The sequence below is a fragment of the Bradyrhizobium sp. Rc3b genome, from assembly GCF_900114915.1.
Taxonomy (GTDB): Bacteria; Pseudomonadota; Alphaproteobacteria; order Rhizobiales; family Xanthobacteraceae; genus Bradyrhizobium.
The window spans coordinates 659,468-677,212 of record NZ_FOUS01000001.1 but is presented as its reverse complement, the minus strand read 5'-3'; the positions used below and the strand labels follow the sequence as shown (position 1 = coordinate 677,212).

At 65.2% G+C, this 17,745-nt stretch carries 19 protein-coding genes and 1 other RNA gene; 12 read left to right on the top strand and 8 right to left on the bottom strand.

Translation table 11 applies throughout. The features are described from left to right. Positions 1-35 precede the first annotated feature (35 nt). The 8 genes from yihA to dapE all read left to right on the top strand — a co-directional run bounded on the left by yihA (position 36) and on the right by dapE (position 7,268). Positions 36-689, top strand: coding sequence for a ribosome biogenesis GTP-binding protein YihA/YsxC (gene yihA, locus BM190_RS03145; protein WP_092251791.1), 654 nt, complete (start codon positions 36-38; stop codon positions 687-689). Continuing rightward, the gene (locus BM190_RS03140) at positions 689-1,054 is read left to right on the top strand and encodes a DUF423 domain-containing protein (protein WP_177236889.1); all 366 of its coding nucleotides are present in this window, start codon (positions 689-691) and stop codon (positions 1,052-1,054) included. The genes yihA and BM190_RS03140 overlap by 1 nt, the downstream gene beginning before the upstream one ends. A gap of 243 nt (positions 1,055-1,297) precedes the next feature. Further along, on the top strand, positions 1,298-2,185 hold the full coding sequence (gene argB, locus BM190_RS03135) for an acetylglutamate kinase (protein ID WP_018320775.1): 888 nt from the start codon (positions 1,298-1,300) through the stop codon (positions 2,183-2,185). 155 nt (positions 2,186-2,340) lie between these two features. After that, positions 2,341-3,327 (top strand): DUF1036 domain-containing protein, encoded by a 987-nt coding sequence (locus BM190_RS03130; RefSeq protein ID WP_092251993.1) that lies wholly within the window; start codon positions 2,341-2,343, stop codon positions 3,325-3,327. A gap of 188 nt (positions 3,328-3,515) precedes the next feature. Next, on the top strand, positions 3,516-4,208 hold the full coding sequence (locus BM190_RS03125; RefSeq protein ID WP_092251787.1) for a pyrimidine 5'-nucleotidase: 693 nt from the start codon (positions 3,516-3,518) through the stop codon (positions 4,206-4,208). A gap of 128 nt (positions 4,209-4,336) precedes the next feature. Next, entirely contained in the window at positions 4,337-5,182 is an 846-nt protein-coding gene (gene dapD / locus BM190_RS03120; protein WP_092251785.1) for a 2,3,4,5-tetrahydropyridine-2,6-dicarboxylate N-succinyltransferase, read from the top strand. 272 nt (positions 5,183-5,454) lie between these two features. Continuing rightward, positions 5,455-6,105: a DUF805 domain-containing protein gene (locus BM190_RS03115; protein WP_092251783.1), complete on the top strand. Its 651-nt coding sequence runs from the start codon at positions 5,455-5,457 to the stop codon at positions 6,103-6,105. Continuing rightward, positions 6,102-7,268: a succinyl-diaminopimelate desuccinylase gene (gene dapE / locus BM190_RS03110; protein WP_092251782.1), complete on the top strand. Its 1,167-nt coding sequence runs from the start codon at positions 6,102-6,104 to the stop codon at positions 7,266-7,268. Before BM190_RS03115 ends, dapE begins: the two co-directional genes overlap by 4 nt. Before the next feature lie 176 nt (positions 7,269-7,444). On the opposite strand, the gene truA is transcribed toward dapE, so the two are convergent. From truA to def, 3 genes are all read right to left on the bottom strand, one after another. Continuing rightward, on the bottom strand, positions 7,445-8,182 hold the full coding sequence (gene truA, locus BM190_RS03105; protein WP_092251780.1) for a tRNA pseudouridine(38-40) synthase TruA: 738 nt from the start codon (positions 8,180-8,182) through the stop codon (positions 7,445-7,447). Between the two features lie 6 nt (positions 8,183-8,188). Further along, positions 8,189-9,124 (bottom strand): methionyl-tRNA formyltransferase, encoded by a 936-nt coding sequence (gene fmt, locus BM190_RS03100; RefSeq protein WP_092251779.1) that lies wholly within the window; start codon positions 9,122-9,124, stop codon positions 8,189-8,191. Positions 9,125-9,325: 201 nt separating this feature from the next. Next, complete coding sequence (def, locus tag BM190_RS03095; protein ID WP_092251777.1) at positions 9,326-9,850, bottom strand: peptide deformylase; 525 nt, start codon at positions 9,848-9,850, stop codon at positions 9,326-9,328. 170 nt (positions 9,851-10,020) lie between these two features. Here def and BM190_RS03090 point away from each other — a divergent pair, with 170 nt between their 5' ends. From BM190_RS03090 to BM190_RS03080, 3 genes are all read left to right on the top strand, one after another. Beyond that, positions 10,021-11,217, top strand: a complete 1,197-nt coding sequence (locus BM190_RS03090; protein ID WP_092251775.1) for a DNA recombination protein RmuC — start codon at positions 10,021-10,023, stop codon at positions 11,215-11,217. Positions 11,218-11,305: 88 nt separating this feature from the next. Further along, positions 11,306-11,608, top strand: a complete 303-nt coding sequence (locus BM190_RS03085; RefSeq protein ID WP_018320785.1) for a GIY-YIG nuclease family protein — start codon at positions 11,306-11,308, stop codon at positions 11,606-11,608. Between the two features lie 86 nt (positions 11,609-11,694). Further along, a complete protein-coding gene (locus tag BM190_RS03080) occupies positions 11,695-13,059 on the top strand; it encodes an AmpG family muropeptide MFS transporter (protein WP_018320786.1) in 1,365 nt (454 codons plus the stop codon). A 134-nt stretch (positions 13,060-13,193) separates the two neighbouring features. On the opposite strand, the gene BM190_RS03075 is transcribed toward BM190_RS03080, so the two are convergent. The 5 genes from BM190_RS03075 to ffs form a co-directional block, all read right to left on the bottom strand. Further along, positions 13,194-13,631, bottom strand: coding sequence for a hypothetical protein (locus BM190_RS03075; RefSeq protein ID WP_018320787.1), 438 nt, complete (start codon positions 13,629-13,631; stop codon positions 13,194-13,196). 27 nt (positions 13,632-13,658) lie between these two features. Further along, positions 13,659-14,261, bottom strand: a complete 603-nt coding sequence (recR, locus tag BM190_RS03070) for a recombination mediator RecR (protein ID WP_018320788.1) — start codon at positions 14,259-14,261, stop codon at positions 13,659-13,661. Position 14,262: 1 nt separating this feature from the next. Next, positions 14,263-14,583: a YbaB/EbfC family nucleoid-associated protein gene (locus tag BM190_RS03065; protein WP_018320789.1), complete on the bottom strand. Its 321-nt coding sequence runs from the start codon at positions 14,581-14,583 to the stop codon at positions 14,263-14,265. A 28-nt stretch (positions 14,584-14,611) separates the two neighbouring features. Continuing rightward, on the bottom strand, positions 14,612-16,426 hold the full coding sequence (locus BM190_RS03060) for a DNA polymerase III subunit gamma/tau (protein WP_092251773.1): 1,815 nt from the start codon (positions 16,424-16,426) through the stop codon (positions 14,612-14,614). A 95-nt stretch (positions 16,427-16,521) separates the two neighbouring features. Next, positions 16,522-16,618, bottom strand: an RNA gene (ffs, locus tag BM190_RS03055) — signal recognition particle sRNA small type. Positions 16,619-16,800: 182 nt separating this feature from the next. On the opposite strand from ffs, the gene BM190_RS03050 reads away from it, so the two are divergent. After that, positions 16,801-17,646: a transporter substrate-binding domain-containing protein gene (locus BM190_RS03050; protein ID WP_028140845.1), complete on the top strand. Its 846-nt coding sequence runs from the start codon at positions 16,801-16,803 to the stop codon at positions 17,644-17,646. The last annotated feature ends 99 nt before the right edge of the window (positions 17,647-17,745 follow it).

The following is a 17,745-nucleotide window of genomic DNA, read 5'->3' as shown; positions in this document are numbered from 1 at the left end:
ATCGCCCCGGAATGACAGGAAGCAAAGAGCTTCGCATGACCGACGACAAAGATGCGAAGCTGATCGAGGCCGGGCGGAAGCTGTTCGCGCGCGACTGGCAGTTCATCTGGGCCTCGCCCTCGATCCAGACGCTGCCGCCGATGGCGGGGCTTGAGGTCGCCTTTGCCGGGCGCTCCAATGTCGGCAAGTCGAGCCTGATCAACGCGCTGACAGGGCGCAACGCGCTGGCGCGCACCTCGCATACGCCGGGACGCACCCAGGAGCTGATCTTCTTCGAGGTCCCCGGCAAGACCGACCTGCGCCTGGTCGACATGCCCGGCTACGGCTATGCCAAAGCGCCCAAGAGCCAGGTCGCGTCCTGGACCGAGCTGATCCACAAATTCCTGCTGGGACGCGCATCGCTTGCGCGCGTCTACGTGCTGATCGACGCGCGGCATGGCCTCAAGGAGGTCGACCTCGAGGTCCTCAAGACGCTCGACCGCTCGGCGGTCAGCTACCAGATCGTGCTGACCAAGGCCGACCAGGTGAAGGCCTCCGAGCTGCAATCGCGCATCGCCGAGACCAAGGCGGCGCTGGCCAAGCATCCGGCCGCGTTCCCGAACGTGCTCGCGACCTCGTCACGCAGCTCGACCGGCATGGAGAGCTTGCGCGCCGCGATGGCCAAGCTGCTGGAAGAGCGGGCCTCGTGATGGTGGCGCAGCGCCTGCTGATCGGGCTTGCCGGCTTGATGGGCGCCGCCGGCGTCGCGCTGGCCGCCGCCTCGGCGCATGGCGGCGATGCGAGCCGGCTGGCCTCGGCCAGCGCGATGCTGCTGTTTCATGCAACTGCCATACTTGCAGCTGTCGCCTTGCTCGCGCGCGGCCTTCTGCACGGCGGAATTGGCCTGATCGGCGCATTCGGCTTCGTGATCGGCGCCATGCTGTTCGCGGGCGACCTCACCTTGCGGCAATTTGCCGGACACTCGCTGTTTCCGATGGCGGCGCCGACGGGCGGGACGGTGATGATTTTGGGCTGGCTGGCGGTGAGTGCGGCGGCGGTGGCGGCGAGGAAGTGATACGCCTTCTTACCCTCCCCTGGAGGGGGAGGGTCGCTAGGCATGCAGCGAAGCGAAATGCGTAGCGGGGTGAGGTGACAGTCTCTCCATAGAAGTAATGCCCGTGTGGAGAGATCACCCCACCCCGCTCGCGCTACGCGCGATCGACCCTCCCCCTCCAGGGGAGGGTAAGACCACTTTGCGCCACGCCCGCCAATCGGATAGAACGCAGGCCGCTCCAGTCCCGCCAGCGAGATCCGCGACATGACCGACATCTCCCCGCTCGACCAGGCCCGCATCCTGTCGGAAGCGCTGCCGCATATGCAGCAGTATGACGAGGAAACCATCGTCATCAAATATGGCGGCCATGCCATGGGCGACGAGGAGACCGCGAAGAATTTTGCCCGCGACATCGTGCTGCTGGAGCAGACCGCGATCAATCCGGTGGTGGTGCATGGCGGCGGGCCGCAGATCGCGACCATGCTCAAGCGCCTCGGCATCGTCTCGGAATTCGCCGCCGGCCTGCGCATCACCGATGCGGCGACCATCGAGATCGTCGAGATGGTGCTCGCCGGCTCCGTCAACAAGCAGATCGTCGGCTACATCAACGAGGCCGGCGGCAAGGCCGTGGGGCTGTCCGGCAAGGACGGCAACATGGTGAAGGCGTCGAAGACGACGCGCACCATCATCGATCCTGGTTCGAACATCGAGAAGGCAATCGATCTCGGCTTCGTCGGCGACCCCGAGAAGGTCGACCTCACGCTGCTCAACCAGCTGATCGGCTACGAGCTGATCCCGGTGCTGGCGCCGCTCGCAACCTCGAAGGAAGGCCAGACGCTGAACATCAACGCCGACACTTTTGCCGGTGCGGTTGCCGGCGCGCTGAAGGCCAAGCGGCTGTTGCTGCTCACCGACGTGCCCGGCGTGCTCGACAAGTCGAAGAAGCTGATCCCGCAATTGTCGGTGAAGGATGCCCGCAAGCTGATCGCCGACGGCACCATTTCCGGCGGCATGATCCCGAAGGTCGAGACCTGCATCTATGCGCTCGAGCAGGGCGTCGAGGGCGTCGTCATCATCGACGGCAAGATGCAGCACGCCGTGCTGCTCGAGCTCTTCACCAACCAGGGCACGGGAACACTGATCCACAAGTGAGAGACGAGCGGACAAAGAAAACCGTCATGGCCGGGCTTGTTCCGGCCATCCACGATCTTTCGATCCGCGCCAAGAACGTGGATGGCCGGGACAAGCCCGGCCATGACGAGCGGAGAGAGCGGAGAAATCGCCGCTCGCCCGTGACCCGCTTCCTGATGGCGTTGCCGGCGGCGGCCGTCTCGTTCCTGTTCTCCTCGGTGCCGGCCTTCGCCGATCTGAAGATCTGCAACCGCATGTCCTACGTCGTCGAGGCAGCGATCGGCATCGACGACAAGGCGGCGACCGCGACGCGCGGCTGGTTCAGGGTCGATCCCGCCACCTGCCGCGTGGTCGTGCAGGGCACGCTGACCGCCGACCGCATCCTGCTCAATGCCCGCGCGCTCGGTGTCTATGGCGCCTCGCCGATTCCGCAGAACGGCAGCGACATGCTCTGTGTCGCGCAGGACAATTTCGTCATTGCTGCGGCCCGGCAATGCCGCAGCGGCCAGACCCAGGCCGCGTTTACGCAAGTCACCCCGACGCAAAGCGCGGACGGCAACCTCATTGCCTATCTCGCCGAGGATTCCGAATATGACGACGAGCAGGCCCGCCTCGCCGGCATCCAGCGGCTTTTGGTCATCGCGGGCTACGACGCCGCGCCGATCGACGGCGTCGACGGGCCGAAGACGCAGGCAGCCCTGGCCGCGTTCCTGAAGAGCCGCGGATTGTCCTCGGACATCGTGGGCTCGCAAAACTTCTTCAAGACCATGGTCGATGCGGTGCAGACGCCGTCCGCGACCGGCCTCACCTGGTGCAACGATACGCCGCACAAGGTGATGGCGGCGATCGCGACCGACGACGGCAAGTCCGTGACCAGCCGCGGCTGGTATCGCATCGATCCCAAGACGTGCCTGCATCCTGACGTGACCGGCCAGCCGAAGCAGATCTTCAGCTTCGCGGAGGCCGTTGACGCCGACAACCGCGCCGTCAAGCTGAAGGACCGGCCACTGAACTGGGGCGGCGACAGGCAGCTCTGCACACGCGAGACCAAGTTCGAGACCGTTGAGCAGACCGATTGCGGCGCGCGCGGTTTCGGGGCGACGGGATTTGGCGCGGTGGACATGTCGAGCGGCGGCAAGACGCTCCGCTTTGCGGTGCCGTGATGGTGTTGCTGTGATGGTGGCGGCGCCACAAACTCCGCTGTCGTCCCTGCGAATGCAGGGACCCATAACCACAGGGAGTGGTTGTGGCGCGAAGCTGGTCACCCCGAATCTTCGCCAAACCACTCCCTGTGGTGATGGGTCCCGGATCGCGCTTCGCTTGTCCGGGACGACGAGCTGAGAATGTTGATATGAACCAACCCCGCACCTTTGCCCATGTCGACACCTGGGTATTCGACCTCGACAACACGCTGTATCCGCATCACGTCAATCTGTGGCAGCAGGTCGATGTGCGGATCACCGAGTTCGTGTCGAGCTGGCTGCAGGTGACGCCGACGGAAGCGCGAAAACTGCAGAAGGATTATTACCTACGTTTCGGCACCACGATGCGCGGCATGATGACCCTGCATGGCGTGTCCGCCGACGACTATCTCGCCTACGTCCACAAGATCGACCATTCGCCACTGGAGCCGAACCCTGCGCTCGGCGAGGCCATCGCAAAATTAACGGGGCGCAAGCTGATCCTGACCAATGGCTCGGTCGACCATGTCGATGCCGTGCTGGCGCGTCTCGGCCTGGCAACGCATTTCGACGGCGTGTTCGACATCATCGCCGCCCAGTTCGAGCCGAAGCCGGCGGCGCAGACCTATCAGAAATTCCTCGCCGACCACGCGGTCGATCCGACCCGCGCCGCCATGTTCGAGGACCTCGCCCGCAACCTCACCGTCCCGCACCAGCTCGGCATGACCACCGTGCTGGTGGTGCCGGACGGAACGAAGGAGGTGGTGCGGGAGGACTGGGAACTGGAAGGCCGGGATGCTGCCCATGTCGACCACGTCACGGATGATCTGACGGGGTTTTTGGCGGGGTTGTCGCCCAAATAGCCACTGTCGTCCCGGGCTCGCTTCGCGCCCCGGGACGACAGCGGAGTATGCCTTGACTCTCCCCCGCCAAATCCCGAAAAAGCGCTCCAATTCACACGAAACCACGCCTTCCCCCAGAGGAAATCCCGATGTCTCTTGCAGCCCTCGAATCCACCATCAACAGTGCCTTCGACGCGCGTGACGGCATCTCGACGTCGACCAAGGGTGAGGTGCGCGAAGCCGTGGACCAGGCGCTGGAGACCCTGGACAGGGGTGAGGCACGCGTTGCCGAGCGCGGGGCCGACGGCAAGTGGAAGGTCAATCAATGGCTGAAGAAGGCGGTGCTGCTGTCGTTCCGCCTCAACGACATGGACGTCATTCCCGGCGGCCCCGGCCAGGCGAGTTGGTGGGACAAGGTGCCCTCGAAGTTCGAAGGTTGGGGCCCGAACCGCTTTCGCGACGCCGGTTTTCGTGCGGTGCCTGGCGCCGTCGTCCGCCGCTCGGCCTTCATCGCCAAGAACGTCGTGCTGATGCCGTCCTTCGTCAATCTCGGCGCCCATGTCGATGAGAGCACCATGGTCGACACCTGGGCCACGGTCGGCTCCTGCGCCCAGATCGGCAAGCGCGTGCACATCTCCGGCGGCGCCGGCATCGGCGGCGTGCTCGAGCCTCTCCAGGCCGAGCCCGTGATCATCGAGGACGATTGCTTCATCGGCGCGCGCTCCGAGGTCGCCGAGGGCGTGATCGTGCGCAAGGGCGCGGTGCTGGCGATGGGCGTGTTCCTGGGCGCCTCGACCAAGATCGTGGACCGCGAGACCGGCGAGGTCTTCATCGGCGAAGTGCCCGAATATTCGGTGGTGGTGCCCGGCGCGCTGCCCGGCAAGCCGATGAAGAACGGCCAGATTGGCCCGAGCACCGCATGCGCCGTCATCGTCAAGCGCGTCGACGAGCGCACGCGCTCCAAGACCAGCATCAACGAGCTGCTGCGGGATTGAGTTAGAGCGACGATCCCAGACCCATCCCCGTCACCCTGAGGTGGCCGCTCCTTCAGCGGCCCTCGAAGGGCGACGGCCCGGCTGGCGGCGACATCGCGGGCCGTTCATCCTTCGAGGCTCACCATGGGACGCGTCGCGTCCCATGCTTCGCACCTCCAGCGACAACGGCTTCGCCGTTGCGCGGGGATGACGGGTCTTAGAGCCCTATCGAACCCACCCTTCTTCCATCGCGACCAATCTTCGGGCGGCTCCTCCCGCCCGGAGCCGTTCGCATGGACTGGACCTGGTATCTGTTCCGCTTCGACGGTCGCATCAACCGCGCCCTGCTGTGGCAGGCGCTGCTGATCGTCGCGCTGCTGGCGGGCTTGCTCGGCGTGATCGGTCAGGAGATCCACCTCCTCAATGCCGACGGATCGTTGAAGCTATCCATCAAGCTCGATTTCGACTTCGGGCTCGACGACCTCTTCAAGCTGGTCGATCCCCGGACCTATCGGTCGCTGGCCTCCTTTGACCGCACGGATCTGATCCTGAAGTCGTCCGGCCTTTCGCTGTTCTTATGGATTTTCCTGGCGACGGCCATCAAGCGGCTGCACGATCGCGACAGGAGCGGCTGGTGGATCGTTCTGTTCTTCTTCGTGCCCGGGCTGTTCAGCCAGTTCTCGGACCTGCTGCCCGACGCCAGTTGGGTGCTTCCCTTCAGCCTCGCCGCGTCCGCTCTGTGGCTGTGGGGAATCATCGAGCTGTTCATCGTGCCCGGCACTGCGGGCCACAACCGGTTCGGCCCCGATCCGCTCGCCGACTTCGACGATGGCTCCGCATCCGCCGCTCCCCCTGCGAAAAGCTGGGACCAGAGCCGCGAGATCGAAATTGTCCCGCCCCGCGCTAGCCCACCCGGCGGCATGCATGTTAAGCGGGGCGCATGACCGATGCTCTGTCCATTGCCCGCGATCTGATCCGCTGCCCCTCGGTAACCCCTGAAGATGCCGGTGCGCTCGGGGTGCTCGAAAAAGCCCTCACCGCCGCCGGCTTCACTTGCCACCGCGTGACCTTCAGCGAGGAAGGCACTGCCGACGTCGACAATCTCTATGCGCGGATCGGCACTGAAGGCCCGCACATCACCTTTGCCGGCCACACCGACGTGGTACCAGCAGGTGACGAGAGCGCCTGGAGCGTCGGCGCGTTCTCCGGTGAGGTAAGGGACGGCGTCCTGCACGGCCGCGGCGCGGTCGACATGAAGGGCGGTATCGCCTGCTCGGTGGCCGCGGTGCTGGAGCATCTCGCCGCCAACGGCGGCCAGCCGCGCAGCGACGGAAAGGGCTCGATCTCGTTCCTGATTACGGGCGACGAGGAAGACGTCTCCATCAACGGCACCATCAAGCTGTTGAAATGGACGGCCGAGCGCGGCGAAAAATTCGACCATTGCGTGCTGGGCGAGCCCTCCAATGTCGAGACGCTCGGCGACACCATCAAGGTCGGCCGCCGCGGCTCGCAATCCGGCACGCTGTATGTGGATGGCGTGCAGGGCCATGTCGCCTATCCGCACCGCGCCTCCAATCCGGTGCCTGACATCGCCAGGCTGATCGTGGCGATCTCCGGCGAGCCGCTCGACCATGGCAGCGCACAATTCCAGGCCTCCAATCTCGAGTTCACCTCGGTCGACGTCGGGAACAAAGCTAACAACGTCATCCCCGGCGAGGCTCGCGCCAAGTTCAATATCCGCTACAACGACAACCACACCCAGGCCTCTTTGCGCGAGCTGGTCGAGACGCGGCTGACAAAGGCCTGCGGCAACCGCATCAAGGCCCGCATTGTCTGGGAGCCCTCGAACTCCAACGTGTTCGTCACCAAGCCCGGCCCGTTCACCGATCTCGCGGTGTCCGCGATCGAGGAGGTGACGGGGCGGAAGCCCGAGCTGTCGACGTCAGGCGGCACGTCGGACGCGCGCTTCATCTCGAGCTATTGCCCGGTGATCGAGTTCGGGCTGGTCGGCCAGACCATGCATCAGGTCGATGAGCGGGTGCCGGTTAAGGATCTGGAGAAGCTGACGCAGGTCTATCGCGGGATTTTGACGCGGTATTTTGCTTAATACTCCGCTGTCATCGCCCGGCCAGTGCGCAATTGCGCACTAGGACCGGGCGATCCAGTATTCCAGAGACGATAGTGATCGAACCGAAAGGCCGCGGCGTACTGGATGCCCCGGTCAAGCCGGGGCATGACAGCGAGGGTGTGGAGAGAGCGCGCAGCCTTTGCGCTCTCACACCTCTAATAATCCACCTTCATCAGATACAGCCCATCCGGCGGGGCGACGATGCCGCAGGCGGCGCGGTTGCGCGCCTCCAGCGCTGCGGAGAGATCGTCAGCGGTCCAGCGGCCCTCGCCGACCCAGACCAGCGAGCCCACCATCGAGCGCACCTGGCTGTGCAGGAACGAGCGCGCCGAGGTGACAATGGTGATGTCGCGGCCGTCACGCAGCACGTCGAGCTGGTCGAGCGTCTTCTCCGGCGACTTGGCCTGGCACTCGGTGTCGCGGAACGTGGTGAAATCGTGCTTGCCGAGCAGGCGCTGTGCCGCCGCATGCATCGCATCGGCATCGAGCCGGCGCGGCACGCGCCACGCGTGGCCGATGTCGAGCGCGAGATTGGCGCGGGTGTTGACGATGCGGTAGCGGTAGTGGCGCTTCACCGCCGAGAAGCGCGCTTCGAAGGTGTCAGGCACGATCTCCGCCTCCAGCACCGCGATCGGATGCGGGCGCAGATGCGCGTTGAGCCCGTCGCGAAACCGGCCCGGCGGAAACTGCTTGTCGATGTCGACATGCGCGACCTGGCCGCGCGCGTGCACGCCGGCATCGGTGCGGCCGGCGCCATGCACGCGCAAATCCGCGCCGGTCATCGCCTTCACGGCCGCCTCCAGCGCGCCCTGCACCGAGGGCAGCGTGTCCTGCACCTGCCAGCCGAAAAACGGCGCGCCGTCATATTCGATGGTGAGCTTGTAGCGGGGCATCGCTGATTAGTTGAACCTCGCTCCCGCCTTCAACGGCACGCCGCGCAGGAAGTCCGCGGCCTGCATCCGGCCCTTGCCCTCGCGCTGGAGCTCGATGATGCGGATGGCGCCCTCGCCGCAGGCGATGGTGAGCTTGTCATCGAGCACTTCGCCCGGCGCGCCCGACCCCTTTACCAATTCACACCGCAGGATCTTGACGCGCGCATTCTCGCTGACGCCGCCAAGCTCGGCCCATGCGCCGGGAAACGGCGACAGGCCGTGGATGTGGCGCAGCACGGCGCGCGCCGGCCCCGTCCAGTCGATTCGCGCCTCGGCCTTGTCGATCTTGGCGGCGTAGGTGACGCCGTCCTCGCTCTGCTTCTTGAGCTGGAGCCCATCGCGGGCGAGTGCGGCCATCGCGCGCACCATGAGATCGGCGCCGAGGCGGGAGAGACGATCGTGTAAATCGAGTGCAGTCATGTTGTCGGTGATGGCGAGGCGCTCGGCCATGGCGACATCGCCGGTGTCGAGGCCGACATCCATCCTCATCACCATCACGCCGCTCTCGGCATCATCAGCCATGATCGCACGGTTGATCGGCGCTGCGCCGCGCCAGCGCGGCAGCAGCGAGGCGTGCAGATTGTAGCAGCCGAGTTTTGGCGCATCGAGGATCGCCTGCGGCAGGATCATGCCGTAGGCGACGACCACGGCGGCATCGGCATCGAACGCGCTGAACTCGTCGAGCGCTTCCTGGGTCTTCAGCGTCTTCGGCGTCAGCACGGGAATGCCGAGCTTTCGCGCGGCCTCCTCGACCGGCGTCGGCTGCAATTGCAGCCCGCGCCGCCCGCCGGGCTTCGGCGCGCGGGTATAGACGGCGACGATCTCATGGCCGTGCGCGACCAGCTCGAGCAGCGTCGGCACGGAGAAATCGGGCGTGCCCATGAAGATCAGGCGGAGGGGCATGACAAGGACTCGATGCGTTCCCTCCCCCTTGTGGGGGAGGGCTAGGGAGAGGGGTGCCACACGACGCGCTCTTTCGGCACGAGCGTTCGCGGCACGCACTCGATTCAGATGACGGATAGACTTCCGCCTGGGCTACCCCTCTCCCCCGCCCTCCCCCACAAGGGGGGAGGGAGCGCAGGGGAATGCGGGCAGCACCAAAACTCACTCCGCGCGCTTGGCGGCTTTCTCGAACTTCTTCATGACGCGGTCGCGCTTGAGCTTCGACAGATAGTCGACGAACAGGACGCCGTTGAGGTGGTCGATCTCGTGCTGGATGCAGGTGGCATAGAGGCCTTCTGCGTCCTCCTCGTGCACCTTGCCGTCGAGATCGGTGAAGCGGACGCGCACCTTCGCAGGGCGCTCGACCTCCTCGTAGTATTCGGGGATCGAGAGGCAGCCTTCCTCGTAGACCGAGAGTTCCTCGGACGAGGCGATGATCTCGGGGTTGATGAAGACGCGCGGAAGCGGCGTGGTCTCGCCGTTCTCGTCGCGCTTGGCGAGGTCCATGGTGATCAGCCGCAGCGGCTGCGCGATCTGGATCGCGGCGAGGCCAATGCCGGGCGCGTCGTACATGGTCTCGAACATGTCGTCGGCAAGCTTGCGGATCTCCGAGGTGACCTTCTCGATCGGCTTGGAGACCAGACGCAGCTGCCTGTCGGGCAGGATGATGATTTCTCTGAGGGCCATGGCCGCGATTTAAGCCCCGCGCCGGGTGCGGTCAATGCGGCCGGGAACCCCGTTAACTCTCCGCTAACCATAAAACTTCGCTTTTCATTAACCATGAAAATTAGGGGACCATTAACCGTCAACGTTCCCTCTTCGTTCGCGGGAGCCAGCGAATCGGCTAGAAGGGCGGCATGAATGAGATCATTTTCATGTTGGGCGACTGGCCGGTGCGCACGATCGATGCGCTGATCGGCTTCGGCGCCCTCGTCCTCATCCTCCTGGTGGTCATCGCCGTCGTGATCGCCCGCTCGGGCCGACGCGGCGCGGAACTCGCGATGGCGCATGCGATCCGGGCCGACGAGCTCGAGGAGCGCCTCAGCGAGGTGCTGCGCGCCCAGAGCGAATCCTCAGGGCGGGTCGACGCCATGACCCAGGCGCTGGCGGGACGCCAGGCCGAGATGGCGCGCGCGGTCAACGAGCGGCTGGATTCGGTGACCCATCGCGTCGGCCAGTCGATGGAACATTCGACCCGCAACACCATGGAGAGCCTGCGCGCACTGCACGAGCGGCTCGGCATCATCGACAGCGCCCACAAGAACCTCACCGATCTCACCACCCAGGTCACGACCCTGCGCGACGTGCTCGCCAACAAGCAGTCGCGCGGCGCCTTCGGCCAGGCGCGGATGGAGGCGATCGTCCAGGACGGTCTTCCAAAGGGCGCCTACGAGTTCCAGTTCACGCTCTCGACGGGAAAGCGGCCGGACTGCGTCGTGTTCCTGCCCGACCAGCGCCCGCTCTGCATCGACGCGAAATTTCCGCTGGAGGCGATGACGGCGCTGCACGACGCCCGCACCGACGAGGAGCGGCGCGTCGCCACGCAGCGGCTGCGCGGCGACGTGATGAAGCATGTCAGCGACATCGCGGAAAAATATCTCGTCACCGGCGAGACCCAGGAGATGGCGCTGATGTTCGTGCCGTCGGAATCGGTCTACGCCGAGATCCATGACGGTTTCGACGACGTGATCCAGAAGGCCTATCGCGCCCGCGTCGTGCTGGTGTCGCCCTCGCTCTTGATGCTCGCGATCCAGGTGATGCAGCAGATCATGAAGGACGCGCGCATGCGCGATGCCGCCGACCAGATTCAGACTGAAGTGATCAAGCTCGGCGACGATCTGGGCCGTCTTCGCGACCGCGTGGTCAAATTGCAGAAACACTTTTCCGATGCGAACGAGGACGTCCGCCAGATCCTGATCTCCGCCGACAAGATCGAGAAGCGTGCCGGAAGGATTGAGGAGCTCGATTTCAGCAAGAGCGATGCGGAAGGGCCGCGGCTGGTGGCGACGGGCGCAAGTGAGCTGTTCCCGCGGAAGCTCCAGGCGGGGGAGTGATTCTCTTCTGAGATCAGGTACGCTGCCGGCCCAATTTCACTGTCGTCGCCCGGCTTGACCGGGCGACCCAGTATCCCAGAGACGGCAGATGAGCCCTCGCTGCTACTACGTGTACATTCTCGCCAGCAAGATTGGCGGAACACTCTACATTGGCATCACCAACGACCTCATCCGCCGGGTCGCACAACACAAGCTGAAGCTCATCGAGAGCTTCACGAAAGACTACGGCGTCGTGAGGCTGGTCTACTTCGAGCAGTTCGATGACCCCGAGAATGCGATCAAGCGGGAAAAGCGCCTGAAGAAGTGGAAGCGTGATTGGAAGATCGCGCTGATCGAGAAGGACAATCCGGACTGGAACGATCTCTATCCGGAGATTGCAGGTCCTCCATAACTCCGGCCTCTGGAATACTGGGTCGCCCGGTCGAGCCGGGCGACGACACCTCACTTGTGGCCCCCAGAATCTGCTAACACCGTCCCATGACCGCTCCCGACGCGACCTCCCCCGCCGCGACCTCCGCTCCCGCCGCCTCCTGGCGCGACAGCCTTGCCGTTTACCTGCAGCCGCGGGTGCTGATCGTGCTGTTTCTCGGCTTCTCCTCCGGCCTGCCGCTGGCGTTGTCGGGCTCGACGCTGCTGGTGTGGATGCGCGAGGCTGGGGTTGACCTGAAGACGATCGGGCTGTTCGCGCTGGTCGGCACGCCCTACACGCTGAAATTCTTGTGGGCGCCGCTGGTGGATGCGCTGCACGTGCCGCTGTTCACCCGGGCGTTCGGGCGGCGGCGCGGCTGGCTGGTGTTTTCGCAACTACTGCTGATCGTCGCGATCCTGCTGCTGGCGATGACCGACCCGGCCAGCTCGCCGTTCTACGTCGCGCTGGGCGCGCTGCTGGTGGCGACGACGTCGTCGACGCAGGACATCGTGGTCGACGCCTTCCGCGTCGAGAGCCTGCCGGAGAGCGAGCAGGCCGCCGGCATGGCGGCTTACGTTGCGGCCTACCGCATCGGAATGCTGGTCTCGACCGCGGGCGCGCTGTTCATCGTCTCGGGCTTCGAAGGCACCGGCATAGCCCGCACGTCTGCCTGGATGTGGGGCTATGTGGTGATGGCCGCGATGGTGCTGATCGGCACGATCACCGCGTTGGCCGCGACCGAGCCGGCGCAATCCGCACAGGCGGAAGCTGCGACACAAACCGAGACCGCATTTGCGCGTGTGTTGAGCGCGGCGATCGGCGCGTTCTCCGAATTCCTGTCGCGCAAGGACGCACTCGCCGCGCTCGCCTTCGTCGTGCTGTTCAAGTTCACCGATGCCTTCTCGGGCACGATGACGGCGCCGTTCGTGATCGACCTCGGCTTCACCCGCAACGATTATGCGGCGATCGTGAAGGGCGTCGGCCTCGCCGCCACCCTGATCGGCGGGTTTGCCGGCGGCTTCGTCGCGCGGCGTTATTCGCTCGCGACCAGCCTCTGGATCGGCGGCGTGGTGCAGGCGCTGGCCAATTTGTCCTTTGCCTGGCTCGCAATGGTCGGCACCAATCAATGGGCGCTGGCGCTCGCGATCTGCGCCGAGAACTTCACCAGCGCGATCGGCACCGTGATCTTCGTGGCCTACCTGTCGGCGCTCTGCCAGAACCCGCTGCACACGGCGACGCAATATGCGCTGCTCACCGCGCTCGCGGCGGTGGGGCGGACCTATCTGTCGTCGAGTGCGGGCTATGTCGCGGAGACGACGGGCTGGCCGCTGTTCTTCGTGATCTGCGTGCTGGTGGCGATCCCGAGCCTGCTGCTGCTCGCCTGGTTGCAGAAGCGCGGGCATTTTGAGGCGCTGGGGCCAGTCAGGGTGTGATGGTCTCGTAGTTTGAAGGTCTCGTAGGGTGGGCAAGGGCGCGACGCGCCGTGCCCACCATCGCGCCAGGAATTCGAAAGAGGTGGTGGGCACGCTTCGCTTTGCCCACCCTACGGCATCTCGCCTCGCCGCCCCTACTGCTTCTTGATCAGGCTCCACTTCGTGATCACGGCTTCGCTCATTTGGCCGGGGTCGCTGGCGCAGGCGACTTCGTCGACCTTGACCGAGATTTCCTTGCCGACGAACGTCTTCAGCTGCGCCGCTTGCGCATCGCCGCTCGGAACGAGCTGGAAGGTCTCGGGCCCGGTCTCGAGATTGCACAATCCGTTCGGCGGCGGCAGGCGGCGCGGCTCGGACGTGATCTGGTAGGTCGCAACCCGCTTGCCGGCATTCTTGACGTCGCGCACTTTCAAGGCGTTCAACTCGCCGGACAACACCTCGCCGGCGTTGATCGGCTTGCCGGGCTTGGACGGCGGCGGCGCCCCGTCGTCCTGCTGCGCGGAGATGGCCGGGCTCGCCAGCAGCATCATCGTCGCGACCAAAGCCAAGCGTGTGGCGAAAAGTTTCGTCATGTCGTCCGTTCCGTAAAGTCTGGATGGCTAGAACAGGGTACGCTGCCGCATCGCGGCCGATAGCGTACCTTCATCGAGATAATCAAGCTCGCCACCGACAGGCACACCATGGGCCAGCCGGGTTACTTTTACGTTGGCGTCCTGAAGCAGGTCGGTGATGTAGTGCGCCGTGGTCTGGCCGTCTACCGTCGCATTCAGCGCCAGGATGATTTCATGCACCCGAGAATCATGTGCGCGCGCGACCAGCGCGTCGATGGTCAGATCCTGCGGGCCGACGCCGTCGAGCGGCGACAATGTCGCGCCCAGCACATGATAGCGACCCTGGGTCGCATTGGCGCGCTCCAGCGCCCAGAGATCGGCGACGTCGGCGACGACGACGATGATGGCGTCATCGCGCTTGGGATCGGTGCAGACGGTGCAGGGATTTTGCGTATCGATGTTGCCGCAGGTCTTGCAGACCTGGACCTTGTCGAGCGCGACCTGCATGGCCGAGGCCAGCGGCATCATCAGCGCTTCGCGCTTCTTGATCAGATGCAGCGCCGCGCGCCGCGCCGAGCGCGGACCGAGGCCCGGCAGTCGCGCGAGAAGCTGCACCAGCCGCTCGATTTCGGGACCTGCAACCGCGCCCATCTTACTGGCCGAACAACCCCGGCGGCAGGCCGAGACCGCCGGTCAGCGACTGCATCTTCTCCTGCATCGCGGTCTCCGCCTTGCGGCGGGCATCACTGAGCGCGGTGACGAGCAGATCTTCGAGCACTTCGCGCTCTTCCGGCTTCATCAGCGAGGGGTCGATCTTGATGCCCTTCACGTCCATCTTCGCGGTCATGCGCACGGCGACGAGGCCGCCGCCGGAGATGCCCTCGACTTCCACATTGCCCAGCTGCTCCTGCATCTCCTGCATCTTGGATTGCAGCTGCGCCGCCTGCTTCATCATGCCGAGAAAATCAGCCATCGGTGCTCGTCCTTGGAAAAAGATGGGCTCAGAGATCGTCGCCGTCGGAACCGTCGGGCGGATCGTCACTGCCATAGTCAGCGTTTATATTGGCTTCCGGCGTCTCGGGGGCAAGCCTGCGGACCTCGACAACCTTGGCACCGGGGAATCGCGACAGCACCTCCCGCACGCGCGGATCGGCCTCCGCGGTACGGGCATGCTCCTGCTTCGCCGCCTGGTTCACCGAGCGCAGCGTCGGCTGGCCCTGCTCGTTGGAGACAATCACTGTCCAGCGGCGGCCGGTCCACAGCTCGAATTTCCTCGCGAGCTCGGAGATCATGGTCTTGGAGGCGTTCGGCTCGAGCGCGACCTCCAGCCGGCCCTCCTCGAAACGGACGAGGCGCATGTCGCCTTCGAGCGCGCTCTTGGTCATGATGTCGCGCTTCTGCCCGGCCAGCGCGACGAGCTGGGTGAAGCTCGTGATGCGCAACGCCGGCGCCGCGCCTTGCGGATCCGGCGCAGGTGCGGCCATCTGCGGCCGCGCACCACCACCGCCAAATGAAGGCGACGAGGTCGGCATGCGAACAGGCGCTGCGGAGGCCGTCGGCGCGGCCGGTACGCTGCGTGCAGCGCCGCCGCCGCTCGCGGCCGGCGAGCCGCCGCCGTTCTGCTCCAGCATCCTGATCGCTTCGTCCGGCGTCGGCAGGTCGGCGACATAGGCGATGCGCACCAACACCATCTCGGCGGCCGCAGCCGGGCGCGTTGCGGCCTGCACCTCGGTGATGCCCTTGAGCAGCATCTGCCACATCCGCGACAGCACGCGCATCGAGATTTTCGAGGCGAACTCCTTGGCGCGAACCCGCTCGGTCTCGCCATAGGCGACGTTGTCGGCAATCGCCGGAATGACCTTCACGCGGGTGACGAAATTGACGAATTCGGCAAGGTCCGAGAGCACGACGATGGGATCGGCGCCGACGTCGTACTGGTCGCGGAACTCCTTGAAGGCGGCGGCGATATCGCCGCGCGCCAGCGAATTGAAGAGGTCGATGACGCGGGTGCGGTCGGCGAGCCCCAGCATCTGCCTGACCGCGTCGGCCTTCACCGTGCCTGCCGCATGGGCAATGGCTTGATCGAGCAGCGACAGCGAATCACGCACCGAGCCTTCGGCGGCGCGCGCGATGATGCCGAGCGCCTCCGGCTCGATCTCGACGCTTTCCTTCGCGGCGATATTGGCGAGGTGCTTCATCAGCACGTCGGCCTCGACGCGGCGCAGGTCGAAACGCTGGCAGCGCGACAGCACGGTGACGGGAACCTTGCGGATCTCGGTCGTCGCGAACACGAATTTGGCGTGCTCCGGCGGTTCCTCCAGCGTCTTCAGGAAGGCGTTGAACGCCGCCGTCGACAGCATGTGGACTTCGTCGATGATGTAGACCTTGTAGCGCGCGCTGGCCGGCGCGTAGCGCACGCTGTCATTGATCTGGCGGACGTCGTCAACGCCTGTGTGCGAGGCCGCGTCCATCTCCAGCACGTCCATGTGCCGGCTTTCCATGATCGCCTGGCAATGCACGCCCAGGGTCGGCATGTGGATGGTCGGGCCCTTCACCGAACCATCCGGCATCTCGTAGTTGAGTGCACGGGCCAGGATGCGCGCAGTGGTGGTCTTGCCGACGCCGCGGACGCCGGTGAGGATCCAGGCCTGCGGAATTCGCCCGGTCTCAAACGCATTGGAGACGGTGCGGACCACCGCTTCCTGGCCGATCAGATCGTCGAAACTGGAGGGACGGTATTTGCGCGCCAGCACCCGGTAGGGCGCGTTGCCCGAGCCGGCGCTGTCGGGGTTGGGAGGGGCGCCAGCGTCGGTCATCGGTCGATCCGCAATGAAATGTCTCTTGGCCGGCTTTTGCGGAAAGGAGCGCGCTGGCGGCCGGTGCCGCCGGCGCTGGTTCGCTCGAAAAACAGGTAGGAGACTGACGAGCGACCCGATCCGGACCTCGTTAGGGCTGCTTCCTTCCGGACCTGACCCGGTTGGCGAGTGGCTCGTCCACCGCCAATCTCCCGGTCCCTATTTGGGGCCAAAAGGGGCGGAAAGCAAGCGGCGATCGCCCTTGATCGACGACGCCTGCCCAGCATCCGGGCAATTGCCGATCTGCCCAGCCGATAGGCTGTGCTTTCACTGAAAGTGCGACCTTGGTATGAACCTGCCGGAACCTGCCCCAACCAGAAAAGCGATTGATCCCAATGGTTACACGTCGTGATGTTGCATCGATTGTCGGACTTGGCGCGATGACCGCGGCCGCGCTGGCTTCGCCCGCCGTGGCCCAGACCGCCGATCCGAACGAATCGACCTTCGCCCGGATCCGCCGGACCAAGAAGATGCGGATCGGCGCGGTCGGCGGCGGCGCGCCCTATTACATGAAGGATCTCTCCAGCGGTCAGTGGAAGGGCTTCTACATCGACATCGCCAAGGGGCTCGCCGACGACATGGAGGCCGAGCTCGAGATCACCGAGACCACCTGGGGCAATTCGGTGCTCGATCTACAGGCCAACAAGATCGACATCTTCTTCGGCCTCAACCCGACCCCGAAGCGCGCGCTGGTCGTCGACTTCTCGGTGCCGGTGTTCAACAACGCCTTCGCCATCCTCTGCAAGAAGGACTTCAAGCCGAAGAGCTGGGCCGAGCTGAACTCGCCCGACATCAAGATCGCGGTCGACCAGGGCTCCTCGCACGATCAGGTCGTCAGCCGCCTGACACCGAAGGCGCAGATCACGCGGCTGAAGACCGCGGACGATGCCACCGCCGCGCTGCAGACCGGCCGCGTCGACGCGCAGTGCCTGATCACCATGCTGTCCTTGACCGTGCTGAAGAAGAACCCCTCGCTCGGCCAGCTCGTGTTGCCGACGCCGATCTTCGCGACGACGTCGAATGCCGGCTTCCGCCGCGAGACCGACAAGACCTGGCGCGACTACGTCAACACCTGGATCGACTTCAACAAGGGCCTCGGCTTCATCCGCAACGCGATCATCACAAACATGGAGCTAGTGGGCGTGACCGAAGCGGACATTCCGCCGGGCGTTTCGCTGTAACAACCGGTAAGGTTAGGCTGGCTATCTCCGCGCACTCCGCTCTGCCCCCTCTCCCGCTTGCGGGGGAGGGTTGGGGTGGGGTGGGGTGGGGTGGGGTGG

What these genes read in the sequence shown, in the direction of transcription:
- yihA (WP_092251791.1), top strand. Translation starts at nt 36, where the DNA reads ATGACCGACGACAAAGATGCGAAGCTGATCGAGGCCGGGCGGAAGCTG.
- BM190_RS03140 (WP_177236889.1), top strand. Translation starts at nt 689, where the DNA reads ATGGTGGCGCAGCGCCTGCTGATCGGGCTTGCCGGCTTGATGGGCGCC.
- argB (WP_018320775.1), top strand. Translation starts at nt 1,298, where the DNA reads ATGACCGACATCTCCCCGCTCGACCAGGCCCGCATCCTGTCGGAAGCG.
- BM190_RS03130 (WP_092251993.1), top strand. Translation starts at nt 2,341, where the DNA reads ATGGCGTTGCCGGCGGCGGCCGTCTCGTTCCTGTTCTCCTCGGTGCCG.
- BM190_RS03125 (WP_092251787.1), top strand. Translation starts at nt 3,516, where the DNA reads ATGAACCAACCCCGCACCTTTGCCCATGTCGACACCTGGGTATTCGAC.
- dapD (WP_092251785.1), top strand. Translation starts at nt 4,337, where the DNA reads ATGTCTCTTGCAGCCCTCGAATCCACCATCAACAGTGCCTTCGACGCG.
- BM190_RS03115 (WP_092251783.1), top strand. Translation starts at nt 5,455, where the DNA reads ATGGACTGGACCTGGTATCTGTTCCGCTTCGACGGTCGCATCAACCGC.
- dapE (WP_092251782.1), top strand. Translation starts at nt 6,102, where the DNA reads ATGACCGATGCTCTGTCCATTGCCCGCGATCTGATCCGCTGCCCCTCG.
- truA (WP_092251780.1), bottom strand. Translation starts at nt 8,182, where the DNA reads ATGCCCCGCTACAAGCTCACCATCGAATATGACGGCGCGCCGTTTTTC.
- fmt (WP_092251779.1), bottom strand. Translation starts at nt 9,124, where the DNA reads ATGCCCCTCCGCCTGATCTTCATGGGCACGCCCGATTTCTCCGTGCCG.
- def (WP_092251777.1), bottom strand. Translation starts at nt 9,850, where the DNA reads ATGGCCCTCAGAGAAATCATCATCCTGCCCGACAGGCAGCTGCGTCTG.
- BM190_RS03090 (WP_092251775.1), top strand. Translation starts at nt 10,021, where the DNA reads ATGAATGAGATCATTTTCATGTTGGGCGACTGGCCGGTGCGCACGATC.
- BM190_RS03085 (WP_018320785.1), top strand. Translation starts at nt 11,306, where the DNA reads ATGAGCCCTCGCTGCTACTACGTGTACATTCTCGCCAGCAAGATTGGC.
- BM190_RS03080 (WP_018320786.1), top strand. Translation starts at nt 11,695, where the DNA reads ATGACCGCTCCCGACGCGACCTCCCCCGCCGCGACCTCCGCTCCCGCC.
- BM190_RS03075 (WP_018320787.1), bottom strand. Translation starts at nt 13,631, where the DNA reads ATGACGAAACTTTTCGCCACACGCTTGGCTTTGGTCGCGACGATGATG.
- recR (WP_018320788.1), bottom strand. Translation starts at nt 14,261, where the DNA reads ATGGGCGCGGTTGCAGGTCCCGAAATCGAGCGGCTGGTGCAGCTTCTC.
- BM190_RS03065 (WP_018320789.1), bottom strand. Translation starts at nt 14,583, where the DNA reads ATGGCTGATTTTCTCGGCATGATGAAGCAGGCGGCGCAGCTGCAATCC.
- BM190_RS03060 (WP_092251773.1), bottom strand. Translation starts at nt 16,426, where the DNA reads ATGACCGACGCTGGCGCCCCTCCCAACCCCGACAGCGCCGGCTCGGGC.
- BM190_RS03050 (WP_028140845.1), top strand. Translation starts at nt 16,801, where the DNA reads ATGGTTACACGTCGTGATGTTGCATCGATTGTCGGACTTGGCGCGATG.